At 38.1% G+C, this 17,332-nt stretch carries 18 protein-coding genes and 1 riboswitch; of the genes, 2 read left to right on the top strand and 16 right to left on the bottom strand.

Annotated features, from left to right (window positions below):
- Positions 1-11: 11 nt before the first annotated feature.
- From SB717_RS17190 to SB717_RS17150, 9 genes are all read right to left on the bottom strand, one after another.
- The gene (locus tag SB717_RS17190) at positions 12-674 is read right to left on the bottom strand and encodes a 3-oxoacid CoA-transferase subunit B (RefSeq protein WP_029715086.1); all 663 of its coding nucleotides are present in this window, start codon (positions 672-674) and stop codon (positions 12-14) included.
- On the bottom strand, positions 659-1,360 hold the full coding sequence (locus SB717_RS17185) for a CoA transferase subunit A (RefSeq protein ID WP_182005759.1): 702 nt from the start codon (positions 1,358-1,360) through the stop codon (positions 659-661). The genes SB717_RS17190 and SB717_RS17185 overlap by 16 nt, the downstream gene beginning before the upstream one ends.
- Positions 1,361-2,710 (bottom strand): aspartate aminotransferase family protein, encoded by a 1,350-nt coding sequence (locus SB717_RS17180; protein ID WP_410904294.1) that lies wholly within the window; start codon positions 2,708-2,710, stop codon positions 1,361-1,363.
- A gap of 108 nt (positions 2,711-2,818) precedes the next feature.
- Positions 2,819-4,054 (bottom strand): dicarboxylate/amino acid:cation symporter, encoded by a 1,236-nt coding sequence (locus SB717_RS17175; RefSeq protein WP_014458546.1) that lies wholly within the window; start codon positions 4,052-4,054, stop codon positions 2,819-2,821.
- A gap of 180 nt (positions 4,055-4,234) precedes the next feature.
- A riboswitch (cyclic di-AMP (ydaO/yuaA leader) is annotated at positions 4,235-4,389 on the bottom strand.
- A gap of 601 nt (positions 4,390-4,990) precedes the next feature.
- Positions 4,991-6,460: an NAD(P)/FAD-dependent oxidoreductase gene (locus tag SB717_RS17170; protein ID WP_013084690.1), complete on the bottom strand. Its 1,470-nt coding sequence runs from the start codon at positions 6,458-6,460 to the stop codon at positions 4,991-4,993.
- 218 nt (positions 6,461-6,678) lie between these two features.
- A complete protein-coding gene (locus SB717_RS17165; RefSeq protein ID WP_028415123.1) occupies positions 6,679-8,079 on the bottom strand; it encodes an ATP-binding protein in 1,401 nt (466 codons plus the stop codon).
- 153 nt (positions 8,080-8,232) lie between these two features.
- Complete coding sequence (locus SB717_RS17160; RefSeq protein ID WP_410904293.1) at positions 8,233-8,418, bottom strand: YjcZ family sporulation protein; 186 nt, start codon at positions 8,416-8,418, stop codon at positions 8,233-8,235.
- Between the two features lie 87 nt (positions 8,419-8,505).
- A complete protein-coding gene (locus SB717_RS17155) occupies positions 8,506-8,931 on the bottom strand; it encodes a hypothetical protein (RefSeq protein WP_410904292.1) in 426 nt (141 codons plus the stop codon).
- A complete protein-coding gene (locus tag SB717_RS17150; RefSeq protein ID WP_165573653.1) occupies positions 8,921-9,082 on the bottom strand; it encodes a hypothetical protein in 162 nt (53 codons plus the stop codon). The genes SB717_RS17155 and SB717_RS17150 overlap by 11 nt, the downstream gene beginning before the upstream one ends.
- A gap of 214 nt (positions 9,083-9,296) precedes the next feature.
- Between SB717_RS17150 and SB717_RS17145 the strand changes: the two genes are divergently transcribed.
- A complete protein-coding gene (locus SB717_RS17145; RefSeq protein ID WP_410904291.1) occupies positions 9,297-10,052 on the top strand; it encodes a DUF4397 domain-containing protein in 756 nt (251 codons plus the stop codon).
- Between the two features lie 31 nt (positions 10,053-10,083).
- Here SB717_RS17145 and SB717_RS17140 read toward each other — a convergent pair whose 3' ends face one another.
- The 7 genes from SB717_RS17140 to ilvA form a co-directional block, all read right to left on the bottom strand.
- Positions 10,084-10,656, bottom strand: coding sequence for a YpmS family protein (locus SB717_RS17140; RefSeq protein ID WP_074677120.1), 573 nt, complete (start codon positions 10,654-10,656; stop codon positions 10,084-10,086).
- A 12-nt stretch (positions 10,657-10,668) separates the two neighbouring features.
- Positions 10,669-11,556: an SGNH/GDSL hydrolase family protein gene (locus SB717_RS17135; RefSeq protein WP_235915069.1), complete on the bottom strand. Its 888-nt coding sequence runs from the start codon at positions 11,554-11,556 to the stop codon at positions 10,669-10,671.
- Between the two features lie 233 nt (positions 11,557-11,789).
- Positions 11,790-12,368 (bottom strand): SCO family protein, encoded by a 579-nt coding sequence (locus tag SB717_RS17130; protein ID WP_074677124.1) that lies wholly within the window; start codon positions 12,366-12,368, stop codon positions 11,790-11,792.
- Between the two features lie 24 nt (positions 12,369-12,392).
- Complete coding sequence (locus tag SB717_RS17125) at positions 12,393-14,009, bottom strand: ATP-binding protein (protein WP_410904290.1); 1,617 nt, start codon at positions 14,007-14,009, stop codon at positions 12,393-12,395.
- Positions 14,010-14,159: 150 nt separating this feature from the next.
- Positions 14,160-15,002 carry a DegV family protein gene (locus SB717_RS17120; RefSeq protein ID WP_410904289.1) on the bottom strand — a complete coding sequence of 281 codons (843 nt, stop codon included), beginning with the start codon at positions 15,000-15,002 and terminating at the stop codon, positions 14,160-14,162.
- 169 nt (positions 15,003-15,171) lie between these two features.
- A complete protein-coding gene (locus tag SB717_RS17115; protein ID WP_013058743.1) occupies positions 15,172-15,423 on the bottom strand; it encodes a YpmP family protein in 252 nt (83 codons plus the stop codon).
- Positions 15,424-15,584: 161 nt separating this feature from the next.
- Positions 15,585-16,856 (bottom strand): threonine ammonia-lyase IlvA, encoded by a 1,272-nt coding sequence (gene ilvA / locus SB717_RS17110; protein WP_013084697.1) that lies wholly within the window; start codon positions 16,854-16,856, stop codon positions 15,585-15,587.
- 231 nt (positions 16,857-17,087) lie between these two features.
- Between ilvA and SB717_RS17105 the strand changes: the two genes are divergently transcribed.
- The gene (locus SB717_RS17105; protein WP_074677133.1) at positions 17,088-17,306 is read left to right on the top strand and encodes a hypothetical protein; all 219 of its coding nucleotides are present in this window, start codon (positions 17,088-17,090) and stop codon (positions 17,304-17,306) included.
- Positions 17,307-17,332 lie beyond the last annotated feature (26 nt).

Below are 17,332 nucleotides of genomic sequence, written 5' to 3'. Positions count from 1 at the left end.
AATGGTCCTCCTTATGGTATCGTAATCAATTGATCACTCAGGCGAACGGTCGCTTCTGTTGAACTCAAAATATCTTCTACGGTATAAGGAGACATTAACTCGGTTAGAAGAAGGGCATCTTTTTCTACTTTAAAAACTGCCCGATCCGTAATAACTAATCCCACGCAGCCCGAAGCAGTAAGAGGTAAAGAGCACGTCTTAACCAGTTTTGGTTCTCCTGTCTTACTCGTATGATTCATTAGCACAATGACTTTTTTCGCTTTTTGAGCTAATTCCATCGCTCCTCCCATCCCAGGAACTCGCTTACCTGGCACAATCCAATTAGCTAAATCCCCTTTTTCACTCACTTCTAACGCACCAAGAATGGTCATATCGACGTATCCTTTTCGAATCATCGCGAAGGCTGTAGCACTATCACAGTATGAAGCCCCTTGAACAGTAGTTGTTGGATAGCCTGCTGCATTGCAGACATTCTCATCTTCTTCACCTAAAGGAGGCGAAGATCCTAACCCTAAAATTCCGTTTTCAGCATGAAACATCACATGAACAGCGCTTGGTACATAATTAGGAATAAGAGAAGGAATGCCGATCCCTAAGTTAACAATCATGCCGTTTTTGATTTCAGCCGCAGCGCGTCTCGCAATACGATGACGAATATCTATTCCCAAACCCATTTCCAATTCACTCCTTTTGAAGGCACAATATAATTCACAAATACACCTGACGTCATCACGTTCTCTGGGTCAATGTCGCCGAGAGGGACGATTTCATCCACTTCAGCAATAGTTATACGACCTGCCATAGCCATTAAGGGATTAGTGTTTCGAGCGCTTTTATCATAAAGCAAGTTGCCGAATGGATCTGCTTTTTTTGCATATACAAAAGCCACATCGGCTGTGAGCGGTTTTTCAACTAAAAATGTCTTGCCGTCTATTTCCACTTTTTCTTTTCCAAATTGAATAATGTCATTTTCTATTCCTACATCAATCAGTACTCCTCCAAGTCCAACTCCTCCCGCTCGAATCCGCTCAGCAAGCGTTCCTTGAGGAGAAAACTCAACTTTCAGCTTTTCTTCTGTCATCAGCGTTCCAGCCACTGGGTTCGATCCAATGTGAGAAGCGATCAGCTTCTGAATTCTTCCTTGACTTACTAATTTTCCCGCACCAATATGAGGAAAGCCCGAATCATTACATATCAGTGTAAAATTTGATTTTCCGCTTTCAATAAGACCGTCAATAAGAGAAGGTGGACTGCCTACTCCTCCAAACCCTCCTATCATCAGCGTAGCAGCATGATCCACGTATTCAATCGCTTGTTCCACAGTTGTCATCTTTTGAAATGAGTTTTCGACCTTTGTCACTTATTTCACCTCATTTCCCTGTTTTTCATTTTGTACTTCATACAATGTTTTCGAAAGCAGCTCGACCGCTTCATCTAGTTGACGATGAGTAATTGTAAATGGCGGCGAAATAATAATACCGTCTCCTTCGACTCCGTCTGTTCCTGCTTGCGAAGGATAAAGGAGAAGACCATTTTTCTGGGCCTTACTTATTACGCGCGCCGTCATATTTTCGGAGGATGAAAAAGGCTCCTTCGTTTTTGGATTTTGCACAAGCTCAAGACCAACTAATAAGCCTTTACCACGTATATCACCAATGATAGGGTAAAGAAGTTGAAGCTCCTTTAATTTTTTTACTAAATAGTCGCCTTTCAGCGCTACTTCTTGAACAAGATCATTCTTTTCAATATAAGTTAAGACAGCCAGCCCTACAGCGGATGACAGCGGATTAGCACTTAGCGTATGTCCACTCATAATTAATTTGGAGCCGTTCATGATAGGTTCAATCGTTTTGCTGCTAGCCAACGTAACGGCTATTGGTGTATATCCTGCTCCCACTCCTTTTCCAAGCGTCATGATGTCTGGTTTAGCTCCCCAGTGCTCATACGCAAACATCACGCCCGTACGCCCAACGCCAGTCATGACTTCATCGGCTATCCATAACACATCATATTTATCACAAATTTCTCTTATCGCTTCATAATAACCGGGAGGAGGTGTAAGCGCTGCTCCAGCTGCTCCTACAATGGGCTCTGTAATAAAAGCAGCAATATGTTCAGGGCCGGTTCGTTTGATAACTGTTTCCAATTCGTGAGCACAAGCAAGATTACAGGATGGATAGGTTTGATGAAACGGACATCGATAGCAATAAGGAGGCGAAACCGAAGGATAATCTTCAAGCAAAGACGAGAAGCGTTTTCGTCTTCCAACGTGCCCTGACATAGACAGAGCTCCTATTGTAATACCGTGATAGCTCATCCAGCGTGACAAAACCTTTGTTTTGGTTGGCTTCCCTTGCTCTTGAAAATGCTGAATTGCCGTTTTCATAGCCGTTTCAGTCGCTTCTGTCCCGCTGTTAACAAAAAAGCTCCACTGGAAATGATTGCTGCTTAATTCACATAGTTTCTTAGCTAAGGCTTCTGTTGGATCACTTGTAAACTGCGACCGATATACAAACGCAACTTTCTGTGCCTGATCGGTCATCGCATCAATAATTTCTTTTACGCCGTGTCCGATACTTGCTGTAACTGCCCCCGACGAAGCATCTATGTACCTTTTTCCATCTTGGTCGTACAAATAAATTCCTTTTCCATATGAAATAACTGGGTAGTCGTCGTCGAGCAGCGGCTTTATTACATGAGTTTTATTCATTTCCGCACTCTCCTTTCAAACATACACTCTTATTAAACTGTATGCTGAAACGAAGAGTTTCTTGCCAATAAAAAAAGCCCTAGCATATAGCTAGAGCTTTTACGCTTATTAAGCTGATTGCGTTACAGATTTATCGATACGTTTTGCTTCTGACTCAGCCACAATAACGGCACACGCAGCGTCTCCCGTAATATTTACAGATGTACGAAGCATGTCAAGCAAGCGATCAATTCCAATAATCAATCCGATACCTGCTACAGGCAAGCCAACCGAACTCAATACCATTGCTAGCATAATGAGACCAACTCCCGGCACACCTGCTGTACCAATACTAGCAAGCACCGCTGTCAATACAACCGTCACAAGAGCACCCAGCGACAGGTCAACGCCGTATACTTGTGCAATAAAAATAGTCGCGACACCTTGCATAATTGCCGTTCCATCCATGTTAATGGTAGCACCTAATGGCTGGACAAAACTGCTGATGGACTCCGGGACACGAAGATTTTTTTGAGCCACATTCATTGAAATCGGAAGCGTTGCATTACTGCTTGATGTACTGAATCCAACTGTCATCGCAGGAGCAAAACCTTTAAAAAATTCAATAGGATTACGTCTGGCCATAAGAGCGACTGATCCCCCATATGTTACAATCGAATGGATAAACAGTGCGAGCACGACTACAATCATGTACAGCCCCATCGCTTTAATTGCCTCCCAGCCTTGACTTCCAACCGCGGTTGCAAGAAGCCCAAATGTTCCGTAAGGAGCAAACTTCATCACTAGATTTACAAGATACATCATCAATTCATTGCCTTGCTCAAGTAAATTGTAAAGCCCTTTTGTTTTACTTCCAAGCATCGTAATACCAAAACCGATAAAGATAGAGAAAACGATAAGTTGAAGCATATTCCCTTCAGCCATCGCTTGAATTGGGTTGACTGGAATCATATTTAAGAATGTCTCTCCAACCGGCGGTGCTTTTTCGGCTTCAAAAGAAGCGTTTTTTGTATCAAAAGATCCAAACGTACCCGGTTTAATTGCATATGCTAAAATTAAACCAATAATAATCGCAACGGTTGTTGTAACTAGGAAGTAGGAAACTGTTTTAGCCCCGATTCTTCCTAGTTTTTTAGGATCTCCTAAACCTGCTACACCTAACGTGATAGAGAAAAACACAATTGGTACAACAAGCATTTTAATTAAGCTTAAGAAAATTTGGCCAAGCGGTGTAAACAAGTACTTGTCCAGCGGAGCAAAAGCACTTGGAGCAAAAGCATTGATCAACACTCCTACAACAGCACCAGCAATTAGCGCGATAATAATCTTTGTCGATAGCTTCATAGATTTACCTCCCATAAATAAATTATATTAGAATGATTCTAACTACCATACTTATTTTACCATGCATTGAGAGCGATAACACTCGAAATATACAATATATTAAAAATTTTCAGATTAATAGTTTAGGAATATTTTTAGCTATACAAAAAACCATGAGAATATCATGGTTTCATAGACCTGTTATTCCCTCACTGAATGCTTACGGAGTTAGCTGTCGGATTCGGGTACGTGAGTTACCCTACTTGATTTATTCAAGATTCACCCCAAGTACACTACGTACAAATATGGGTCCCCCGTTCTCTTATAAAACAAAAGAGATTAAGCAAATAATTTTCTTTAATATTTTTGCATGATAATAATTCTTACTTTAATTAAAATTCATTTTATATGTTTCTGTCAAGTTTTTATTCAAAAATAATGCAGGATTTTATCATAAAAAGTTGAGAATTGTTATATTTTAAAATATTTACATCATATTTCAATAAACCACAAACAGTTATTTAACAAGACTTAAAATCTAATGGATAAAAAATTAATTCAAAAAATAGTTTGTAAAGTGAACTTTCTCCTCATTAAATTACATTCATAAATTTGCATAATTATTCTAACACCCGCGTACTTTACTGCTTTCATAAATATTTTACTCAACAAAAAATAACTCTTTCCAACTGTTGATTTTATCCTTGTATTGCTTGATATACCCTCCCTAAAATTTCACTGAATTTATTGATGCAAAGAAATGGACATTGTCAATTCGCCTTATTCTATTTAATTCTGCTCACGATAGAAGGATGTATTCCGTCATACTTTTTAAAAAAGAGCGGGTAATTATCATATAAAACTATCGGAGTTGGAGCCGTACAAGTTCTTTATCTTTTACTTAGTCGCTTTCGTTATTTAACACATAAAAAAAAGAGGCCCTGACGGCCTCTTTTTTTATACAGTAACAGGTTCAGAACTTGCTTTGCGATTCTTTAATTTTTCAACAATGTCACGTGCTACCCACACACCGCACGCACTTGCCTGCGCGAGTCCTCGCGTAATACCAGCTCCGTCTCCTCCCACGTATAAACCGGAAATTTCAGTTTCAAACTTATCATTTAACTTCGGACGGGCGGAGTAAAATTTCGCTTCCACACCGTAAAACAGCGTATGTTCAGATGCTAACCCAGGCGTTACATGATCCAGTGCTTCTGTCATTTCAATTAAGCTTTTCATCGTATTGTAAGGAAGCACTAAGCCTAAGTCACCCGGTACAGCTTCTTTTAACGTTGGTTCTAAAAAGCCCTCTTTAATTCGAGTTGCTGTTGAACGACGGCCCTTTAAAATATCTCCATACTTTTGAACAACCAGGCCCCCGTTTGACAGCATATTAGCTAATCTTGATACTTCGTGCGCATATTCGTTCGGCTGATCAAATGGATCCGAAAATTTATGAGAGACAAGCAGCGCAAAGTTCGTATTTTGACTTCCAAGCTTCGGATCTTTGTATGCGTGTCCATTTGCTAACATAATACCTGAATGATTCTCTACTACCACATGTCCTGAAGGATTGCTGCAGAACGTTCTGACTCTTGTACCTACAGACGTATTATAAATGAATTTCCCTTCGTACAAGTGCTTGTTGATTTCTTCCATAACAACGTTAGATGTTTCGACTCGAACTCCGATGTCCACTTGATTGTTAATCATTTTTAAACGGCGTTTTTTTAGTAAGTCGCTCATCCACTTCGAGCCGTCTCGACCTGGTGAAACAACCACTTTATCAGCCGTAATTCTTTCACCATTCTTCAATTCGATACCGCGCACGATATGCTGACCATCTTCTTTTTCTGTTATTAAATCGGCTACTTCCGTTTTATACTGCATATCAATTTTTTCTTTTAAGTATTCATAAATGCTTTTTAAAATTTCTAAATTTTGCTCTGTTCCTAAATGACGCACCTGGGCACGCAATAGCTTTAATCCTGCTGCGTATCCGCGTTTTTCAATTTCACGAACTTTATCAGTTAACGGATCCGTAATCGTATCGGTTGCTCCGTGTTTTAAATTAATTTCATCCACATATTTAATTAAATCTACCACCTGTGATTCAGACAGATAATCCGTCATCCAACCTCCAAATTCACTGGTGATATTAAATTTCCCGTCTGAATATGCGCCGGCTCCGCCGAAACCATTTGTAATAGAACAAGCGGGCAAACAGCCAGCAAACTCTTTTTTGCCAACCGCAGGCGGACATTTTTCAATTTTTTTCTGAAGAATCGGACAATTACGTCGATAGATATCGTGTCCTTTATCGATTAATAAAATAGTTGCTTCCGGTAATTTTAACGTTAACTCATAGCAAGTAAAAATCCCAGCGGGTCCTGCCCCTACCACAATAACATCATAATTTGAGTTCATTGTACATTCTCCCATCATCTTTTTTTCTTTGGGTAAAAGATAAAAGTTATTGACCGAATTTTCTTTTTTTATTATCATTCGGTTATTTTCTAGCCATTTGATAATATATCAAAAACAAACCCTTTAGTCAACAATATACACGAACATTAAAATAAAATTTTTAAAAAACATTCGTTTTTATTCTAAGTAAATAAAAACCAGTGAACGAATAGCAAGCGCTATGAAATGTTCACTGGTTCTTTAATGTACGGAAGAGCAATTTCTACTTTTGTTCCTACTCCTACTTTACTCGCAAATGAAATATGCCCTTGATGCTGTTCGATTATTCGGTAGCTAATCATTAACCCTAGCCCCGTTCCTGTTTGTTTAGTGGAATAAAACGGTTCACCTAGCCGAGCTAAAGATTGCTCATCAATTCCACAGCCTTCATCCTCGATAATGACCATGCCGTATTCATTTCTTTTCTCAACGGTGACTTTAACTGTCCCTTTGCTCATTGACTCAAGCGCATTTTGAATTAAATTAATAAAAACTTGTTTAAGCGCATTTTCTTCACAAAAGATTGTAATCTCATCACTAATCTCATTAATAATACGACAGTTTTTATAATTGGCGTGTGTATCTAATAATAATGTCACATGACGTATGATTTGATTGAGACTTTTAGGGTGGTATGAATTTTCAATTTTAGGCTTGGCCAGCGTTAAAAATTCTTGAATAATGGATTCGACGCGATTCAATTCTTCAAGCATAATATCATTGTATTCTTCATTATACTGTTTCGATGCTTTTAACAGCTGAATAAACCCTTTAATCGCCGTCATTGGATTACGAATTTCATGTGCTACTCCTGCCGCTAACTTGCTCACCATTGTAAGCTTTTCAGATTTGCTGGCCATTTCATCATATTTTTTTCGGTCCGTTACGTCGCGAATAATATACTGAATGGCATCCTGTCCTTCAAACTTAATTTTGGTGGCCGAAGATTCAATAATGACGACCCCTTTTTTAGTCAATAGTTTCACATCAACACGCGGCCTTACGGACATTCCATTCATCAGCTGAACCATTCGTTCTTTTACGATTTCTAAATGTTCGGGGTGAATAAAGTGAAGCCAAGGACGTCCGATATACTCTTCTTTTTTCTCGCCGCCAAGAAGTTTAACACCAGCGGGATTCAAATATTGAATTCTGCCTTCTCTTGTTACAATAAATGCATCTTGGCTTTGCTGGACAAACTGCTTATATTGCTTCATTTTCCGAATGACTTCCTCTTGCTTTTCAATACTTGAGGAAAACTCTTTCCACTGAACAACTAAGAGCGGAATATCCTCTTCCGTGCGCTGAATATGAATGTGCATCGGAAATTGCTGATCTACTTTTTTCTTAAGTAAAACAACTTCTTCCTCTTGCTTTCTTAACGGTTCCACTTCATGCTTTTCGATAAAAAAGCGATTTGGTTCTTCAAATACATTACAGGAAAGAAGTCGTTCCTCCGTCGTTTTAAAAAGGTGGCAGCACGCTTCATTTAAAATTTGAATATCTCCATCCATATTCATTACGAGCATTGGTGTAAATGACATTGAAAATAGCTGTTGAAATACTTTTTCCTTTTCCATATATTCACCTTCGCTTATTGAGTTACTAGCTATAGTATAATATGGTAAATGTTGATTTGGCAAAATTTTTTTATTATTTAAACAATTTATATGTAAGTTTGTCCTTTTCCACCTGTTATAAAAAGCTCGCACATGCGAGCAAATGAGACCTAATCAGCAAAAACAGGTACAGCCAATTATGATTAATAAAATAAATAGCACAACAATTAATGCAAATGACTGGCCTGTTCCGCAATGATAATAACCGCCAATAGGATAGCTAATCGGATAGTGGCAAGTATCGTATAGGTGGTGATAGCCTCCGTGATGGCATGGGTCGTAACAATTGTAGTTATACATAGCAATCTCTCCTCTTGTTTTTTTCATTTCGTACACTGTACTTTATATGCGCTAGTTGATTGTCCTGTATGTGCATTCGCCCATTTTTTACTTTCTCTTACGCCATATTCGCCTTTTAGGCTGCAGCGTATACGAAAACAACAAAAGTAAAATACTTCCCATCACCAGTAACGTAGTAAAATCTTTCATAAACTCAATAATGATCCCTATATACGGAAGATGGTATGCGTAGCTTCCAATTACTTTAAAAGAAGCAGGCAAAGAATCTCTTTGAGCTGTAATCAGTACATCATGCTCTTGATTATGGGCCAGTACAAGTTCATTCTTTGAAGAAGATGATTCGTCTCTAAAGACAACTATATCTCCGCGATGCAGGTGGTGATAATCCGTTTCTTGAACGGTGACGGTGAAACCAAACAGGCTTGGAACTGTACTAACAAATAAAAATGTAAAGCAAATTGCATAAAGAACAAGTACATATCGAAACGCAGAAAACATACATTTATTGATCATAGGTAATCAGCTCAATTCGCTCGGTTACTTTATTTAGCGCGGGAGTAATGTGATTAAATGAAGTAGAGCGCTCTGTAAATTGAATTAAAAGTAGCAGCAGTAAAAAACTTAACATAATTAACCGTAGCATCCGAGCATAAAAATCGCGCATGCTCTCACTCCTTTTTTCTATACTAAATTCGGTCGTACAATAAGCCTTCAGTCAATAATTTGATTCAGTATATGCACATAGAGGGCATTTGGCTCATTGTTTCTCCTTGAAGGTCTCGGGAGTGATCAGTGATCGGCATAAATTATGAGTTTTAGCATATGTTTGGTTACGTATGGAAATGTTTTTATACTCCGACAATAAGGGAGCTGAACATATGGCTAATTATTCCTTTGATCAATATATTAAAAAAGCAATGAAATACGATTTTCTAGCTAACTACTATAAGTATAGTGATCCATCTAAGCATATTCATTATTATCAAAAGCATTTGTACTATATTCAGCAGGCCGTCTTAACTTCTTCTGAAAATACGAATTTACGCGTAAATCCGCCGCAAATTCGTATACTTCATGCTTCTCCAGATTCTCCATCTGTAGATATTTATATTAACAACAAACGAGTGATTCGCAACTTAACTTATAAACAAGAAACAGATTATATTGAATTACAAGAACCTGGAAGATATACAATTTCTATTTATCCCGCTGGAGAAACGGGAAGACCTGTTTTAACGGAATCATTTACATTTAAAGCAAACCAAAATTACACGGTAGCGGCGGTAGATGAGCTAAATAAACTTGATTTATTATTTATCTATGACAATACGGATGTACCAAGTGGAGAAACAAAGCTTCGGTTTGTACATCTTTCTCCTGATGCTCCTGCTGTAGATATTGCGGCTAGAGGCGGAGACGTTATTTTTTCTGGCGTGCAGTTTAAAGAAGTCACAAAATATTTGCCTTTGTCCCCTATGCATGTTCAACTTAGTGTGCGCATAGCAGGAACCAAAAATGTAGTACTCGAAATCCCGGCACTGAACCTTCGTCCGAATCGAACATATACGGTATATGCCGTCGGATTTGCTAAGAACCGTCCTGCATTAGAAGCACTGATTTCCCAAGATCGTTAACAAAAAAAACCTTCCAATTTGGAAGGTTTTTTTATTCACTGCGCGAAATTAAACGTACGCGAATATCATCATTTTTCAAATCAAACTTTTGTACTTTTACAGCAAAATCACTCTCTAACTTCATCTGCTGTAACGCTACGTATACTGATTCATTCTTTGGATCAATCGTTACCCATTCTGGTAGCGCAAAGTTATTATTTACGTATCGAAGCACTGTGCGGACAGGAAGCTGCAGCTTTCCAACAGAAAGCGACTGCTGTTCAAGCACAATATCTCCATTTTTTTGTACGATTGGATCAAATGTCATCCGAATATTAATATCATCGCCGAATACTTGAATCGTACCGTCTACTCTTACTACATCGGTAAGAGTAATTTTGTAGTTAAGCGGCTGATTCTTAAATTCTTTTTTTAAATATTTATCAATCAGTACATTTAAGTCCGCTTTTTTAGCCAAAATAGTTAGTTCTGCGTCTCCTTCTACTTTTTCAGAGGGAGTTGGATTGGCCTTGTCAACCGGTTGAAAAATAAACGCAATAATAAGGATAGCCCCTAGAACATTAATCCCTAGTAACGCGATAAATAGGGTTTTCCACATCTTCATATAACAATCTCCTTACTCGTTCCCACTCTCTTTCGTGTTTTTCTCTTTTTCATCAGATGTAACTTCTTCTGCTGTTTCCTTTTTCTGGTCCCCAACGAGAGGATCTTCTTCCTCCATTGATTTACTAATGCGCTCAGCCATTAGTTTGTACCCTTTTTTATTAGGGTGAAACTCGTCTTTTCCTAATAAATTTACGTCAGAATCATAAAAAATATCATCAATTTTTACATAACTTACATTATCATATCGAGAAGCAATTTTCTCGCTTGCCGCATTCCATTCATTAATAACGACATTAATTTCTTTCACATCACTTAACGATTTAAAGAATGGATTATAAAAACCAATTAAATAAATATGAGCATTAGGATTAAGCTTACGTATACGTGAAAACACGTCATTTAGACGTTTTTCATATTTGGACTGCTGTGATTCAAACGTCTTAATTGAGATATTGTAAAAGTAATCCCTTACCACTTTCATCACGTCATTGCCGCCAATCGTCAAGAAAACGATGTCTGCTCTTGATACTTCAGCTGCTACTCCCGGCTGATTTAACCTCGCTAATAGCTGATCCGTCCGGTTTCCCCTTTTGCCTAGGTTCTCTGTTCGTACATTTTGCACTTCATTTTGTTTAGAAAGGTATTTAGTTAAGTATGGTACATAACCGCCTTTTTTAGACTCATCTCCTACTCCTTCTGTTAATGAGTCACCAATGGCTACAATATCTAAATCTACAGGAAAAAAGCCTTTCGGAATATGCTTTTTAGGTGTTAAATCCACTTCTTTTTGAACGGCTTCTTCTTTATTGTCCGCCGGCAAAAAAGTCGTTGTCGAACAGCTCGCTAACACCACCGCACTCATACTGCTTATCACTATACTTTTCCATTTTCTCATCATAACACCTACTAACTATGCTGTATTCTCGCTGTCACAAGCAATACTGCTTACCGCTCTGAATAACTATATCTTTATATCTTATCATACTATGTCAAGTTGATATTTTACTACGTTTTCTATATATAGTATATGTAAAAAAAAGGATAACCATGTTTCTTTCATAAAAATATCCGCTAACACATCACTATAAAGATAGCTGTGTTTGGCGGATAGATTTGACGATTTTATAACTCTTACTGAAGGGTTTTGATATCTTTGATCATATCATTATAAGGAGGATCAGTCACTCCCTGATAAGATTTTTGAACCACTCCATCTTTGTCAATCAGAAAAAAATACGTACCGTGAATAACCTGCGGATTTTCTTGCGGCTTTTTCACAATCATCTTAAATTGATCCAGCGCAAACTTTTCAATTTCCGCCTGTTTATAACCGGTTAAGAAATCCCAATTCGAAAAATCAGCGCCAAATTTAGTCCCATAGTCCTTCATTTTCTGGGGAGTGTCCACTTCAGGGTCTACGCTAAATGAAACAAAGCGAACGTCCAGCCCTTCATCCTTAGCCATTTTTTGTAATTTAGCCATATGAGCCGTCATTGGGGGACATACGGTTTCGCAGCTTGTGAAGATAAAGTTAGCTATCCAAACGTTTCCTTTCAGCTGACTTAGCCCTACTTTCTTTTGATCTTGGTTAACATAAGAAAAAGAGTCCATCTTCCAATTAAGCGGATTTTCTATTTTGGAACCACAGGCTGTTAACATCATGCAACTAATGAGCAGTAAAAAAAACAATTTATAAGACCAGCTTTTCATATGTTCCTCCTGCACGGTTAAAGTTTAGTCATAGCTAGGGAAAATCAAGGTAAACGTTGAACCTTTTCCTGGTATGCTTTCCACTTCAATTCTTCCATTCATTTGTTCGACCAGTTGATAAGAAACCATCAGACCAATCCCTGTTCCTTTTTCTTTTAAAGAATAAAACGCTGTTCCCAGCCGGTTCACTTGTTCACTGGTCATGCCTATACCAGTATCTTCAATTTGAATATGTACATGCCCTTCTCGCTTGTAAAGCCCTACTCGAAGCGTTCCTCCAGCTCTCATGGCTTCAATTCCATTTTTCATAATATTAAGCAGAACTTGATTCAATTCGTTTCGGCTGCCGCGAACATACATCTCTTCTTTTGCGTCTAATTCTATGAGTATATTGTTTGTTAACAAAGCATAAGAAGATAATAAGTCTACTAAGCTTGTAATACACTCTAAGCAGTTAATAAAACGATGCTGATGAACATCCGGCTTGGCTAAAGATAAATAGTCATGAATAATGGCTTCCGCTCTGTCCATTTCGTTAATCATAAGATGAATGTAACTTAATTCAGTGTTTGAAAGCTTTGTATTATCTTGAAACAGCTGCAAAAAACCTTTTACCACCGTCATAGGATTTCGAATTTCATGCGCTACAGAAGCAGCTAATTGACCAATTGCATTCATTTTCTCTGCTCGCTGCAATTCCTTTTGCATCCTCGTTTTTTCCATAATAACTTCCAATTCATCAATCGCTTTGGTAATTCCGTCTTTTGTATGACTGAGATCTGTTTCTACATTCAGGTGTTCTTTTGTTACTGACACTTGATGAAAAAGCTGCTGCAGCCGCTCGGTCATTTCATTAAATCTTGTGTGTACATTCCCTAACTCAGAATCATCTTCGTGTGTCAGCTTCACGTCAAATTCCCCTTGACTCACCGCTTGAATTCCTTCTATTAATTCCCCAAGGGGCGACATTAATCGTCTTAGTCCCCAGTCTTGAATAACAATAATGAAGGTAAACAGAAGCGTAAACGCAACGACCAAAGACACAATTAAACGTTTTTGGTAGACATAGATAGCGCTTGCATCTATATCTACACCAAGAATGGCCACAACTTTTCCAGAGCTGTTTACAATAGGCGATAAAACGGTTATCCACGTCCCGAATTCGTCTTTGTATGTAGATGTTACGATATTTTTCTTTTCTTGTTCTGCTTGCTTAAATGATTTGTAAAATTCTTCTCCCCCATAATAAATCATAGACGGCTCTAGCGATTGTTTAATTTTCTTATTCGCTGTTACGATAATCTTATTTCCATGAGATTTGAATTTTTCGGTCGTCATAATGTATCCCTGCAAGTATGACGGATGCAATTCATAAATCTTTCTGAACTGCTTTTCTAGCTCGTCTTTTTCAGGAATCGTCCCGTTCCTTGAATCCACTGCTGCTATTACGTCTTGTTTAGATAAAGACTCCCTCCATAAATCGGCCATGATTAACACGTGCTGCGTTAACGTCTCTTTTGCCATTTTTTTTTGAACTTGATAGCTAATGGCTAAAGAAATGACTCCAAGGGCAACTACAATTAAAGTAGAAAATAAAACCGTTTTGTTAAACACACTCAAATTTCGAATATATTTTTTCATCGGTATACTCCGGATTCAAAAGAATAGTAACCAGCACAGCATTGGCTGGTAGAAAGTTGATTCTATTATATCACACGTTCGTCCACTTCTCTTTCTCCTTTTTCCAGAAAAGAGAAAGCAAAAAAAGTGACTTGCAAAAAGCAACTCACTTTATTCAGCAAAATACATAAAACCAATTGCACCAATACCCGTATGCGTCGAGATAATAGGCGTCGTATCTTCAATCGAAAAATGCGTATAGCCTCTTGCCTTCACGATTGATTCTTTTAACTTAGAAGCGAGCCCAAGTCCATCTGCATGTACAAGCCCTATTCCTTTAATACTTTTTCCTTCTGTATGCTCTTCGAACTGCTTCGTTAAAAACTTAACAATTTGAGAATGACTGCGCACTTTAGCAACAGGAGTATATACTCCGTCAGCTAGAGAAGCAATGGGCTTAATATTTAAAAGAGAACCGATTAACCCTTTTCCACGTCCAATACGTCCACCTTTAACCAAATTTTCAAGCGTATCGACTACGACAAAAAGATTCGTATTTTGACGCACCTCTTCCAAGCGCGCGACAATTTCTTCTACCATATGCCCTTCTTCAATCATTTTCACCGCTTCAAAGACTTGAAACGAAAGAGCTTTTGTAATGTACATAGAATCGACAACGGTGATATTTCCTGCTACCATTTGCGCCGCGCTTTCAGCTGCTCGAACGGTTCCGCTCATTCCTCCAGTCATATGAATGGAAATCACGTCATACCCTTCACTCACTAATCGTTCATATACTTCAACAAAAGAACCAATAGCCGGCTGAGAGCTTTTTGGTAATTCTTTTGAATTTTTCATTTTTTCAATAAAATCTACCGGCGTTAATTCCACGCGATCCAAATATGTTTCATTATCAATATTAATACATAAAGGTATCATCTCAATACCGTATTTTTCAGCTTCTTCCAACGTTAAATCAATTGTTGAATCCGTTACCACTTTAATTTTCGACATGTGTTCACCCCTATAAGATGCATTGCAGACTAGTATAACATGAACGCTTACAACAATATAGTTATAATAGAATGCAAGTTTTGCTAATTCGTAAAGCGCGTGTTCAACCTTTTAAATCAACAAAAAAAGTTGACTCTGCTGAAATATTCAGAAAAGTCAACTTTTACGTTTATGCATTATGCTTTAATACATGAGACTTAAAGAGCTGTTCGTAATCTTTCCATTTCAGCACGCGTTTTAAATATTCTTGAAACGAGTAGGTTTGCTTCGGAACTGATTCGTTCGTGATTTGTCTAATAAATAAATCAAGTTTTGCAGATAACATGAACCGAAACGTGCTATTTTCCTCTAAAACTGGAATTTCAGTAATTTTTACTTTTTGACCACTGACATGTTTGAATTCAAGGCTTTTTAATAGCAAGGCGATCAACCCTCTTTTTACCCGTTTATTTTATTATAATGCTTGAGGCACTTTCTGTCTTGATAAAATAAAAAGAAAAAACAAATATTTTTTAAAATAAAAATGCTTCATCAACTTATTCGACAGTTGATGAAGCATTCCTTTTTAAAACGACCTTCTATTTAAATAAATAAGTGAAACAAGTTGCTTTCTTTATTAATTTCTGTGTAGGGAAATCCTTTTTTATCCATACGATTAATCAGTGGATAATAATCTTCTTTATGCTTAAGCTCGATTCCCACAAGTGCCGGCCCGCTGTCTTTGTTATTCTTTTTCGTATACTCAAAGCGCGAAATATCGTCTGTCGGTCCAAGCACTTCATCTAAAAATTCACGAAGAGCTCCTGCGCGCTGAGGGAAATTAACGATAAAATAATGCTGTAACCCTTCATAAATCATCGAACGTTCTTTGATTTCTTGCATACGTCCAATGTCATTGTTGCCTCCGCTGATGACGCAAACAACCGTTTTTCCTTTAATTTGCTCACGGTATGAGTCAAGAGCAGCAATCGAAAGAGCTCCTGCTGGTTCTGCTACAATCGCATTTTCATTGTATAGAGATAAAATGGTTGTGCAAACCTTGCCTTCAGGAACAACTACAATATCGTCCACAAGCTCTTTACTGATGTCATACGGAAGCGTTCCAACTGTTTTAACAGCCGCTCCGTCTACAAATGGATCGATTGCCGGTAGCGTCACTACATTTCCATTTGCTAAAGATGTTTGCATGCCAGGCGCGCCTGCTGGTTCTACCCCAATCACAGCTGTTTGAGGCGAGATGCTTTTTACGTATGTGCCGACACCGGAAATTAATCCGCCCCCGCCGATACCCGCAAATACGTAGTCAATTTCATCTTCACAGTCATTGAACATTTCAACGGCTACTGTACCCTGTCCTGCAATAACGTCTACATCATTAAATGGGTGAATAAATGTTCGATGTTCCTCTTCACTGCATGCAATAGCTTGTTCATAAGAATCATCAAACGTATCTCCGATTAGTACGACCTTTACGTTATCTTTGCCCAGAAATTTTACTTGATTAATTTTTTGGCGCGGCGTTGTGCTCGGCATAAAGATTTTACCATCGATATTTAAATGACGGCACGCATAGGCTACACCTTGTGCGTGATTTCCTGCACTTGCACAGGCAATTCCATTTTCTAATTCTTCTGGGGATAACTTTTTGATTCGATTGTACGCGCCGCGGATTTTAAATGAGCGCACCACCTGTAAATCCTCACGTTTTAAATAGATATTACATTCATATCGTTCAGACAAAACGTCATTACGCTGTAGTGGTGTATGCACAACAACATCTTTAATCAATTGATTTGCAATCATGATGTCCTCTAAATGTACGTGTTTTGTTCGATTATCTACTTGTTGTTTCATAACCAACTTCCTTCCTCTTCTACCATTATTAATTTGTACATTATATCACATAAAATTTAGAAAAATCATTATTTTTCATTAATAATGACTAAAAAAACTTTTCCAACTATTTTACTGTCCACATACTTTACATATGTTTAGCAAACGCTAAATAGACTTACAAAATTGCCCATACTTTCTACATGCAGCTGATGCGATAACAAGTATAAATTAAGAAAGGTTGTGGAATAAATGGAGTTTTCACTTCAAAGTCATGAAAGTGCCGTTCCGTGCGAAGTAGTTGCAGATGAGGAAAACGGTAGATATATGCTTCGCAAAGCAGATACAAGCGGAGAAGTTTTTAATACACCAAGCGAGCTGATTCAGTGGATTGAAGCAAACTGGAGCGCTGAACAGTTTGTTAGCACCGCCGCTTTTCACGAAATGATGAAGCAGTTAAAATCCATATAAAAAGAGATTGAGACATAACGAAATCC

This window comes from Priestia sp. SIMBA_032, from assembly GCF_046535215.1.
Classification (GTDB): domain Bacteria; phylum Bacillota; class Bacilli; order Bacillales; family Bacillaceae_H; genus Priestia; species Priestia aryabhattai.
The sequence above is the reverse complement of the archived record's forward strand: the minus strand, read 5'-3'. Positions and strand labels throughout refer to the sequence as shown.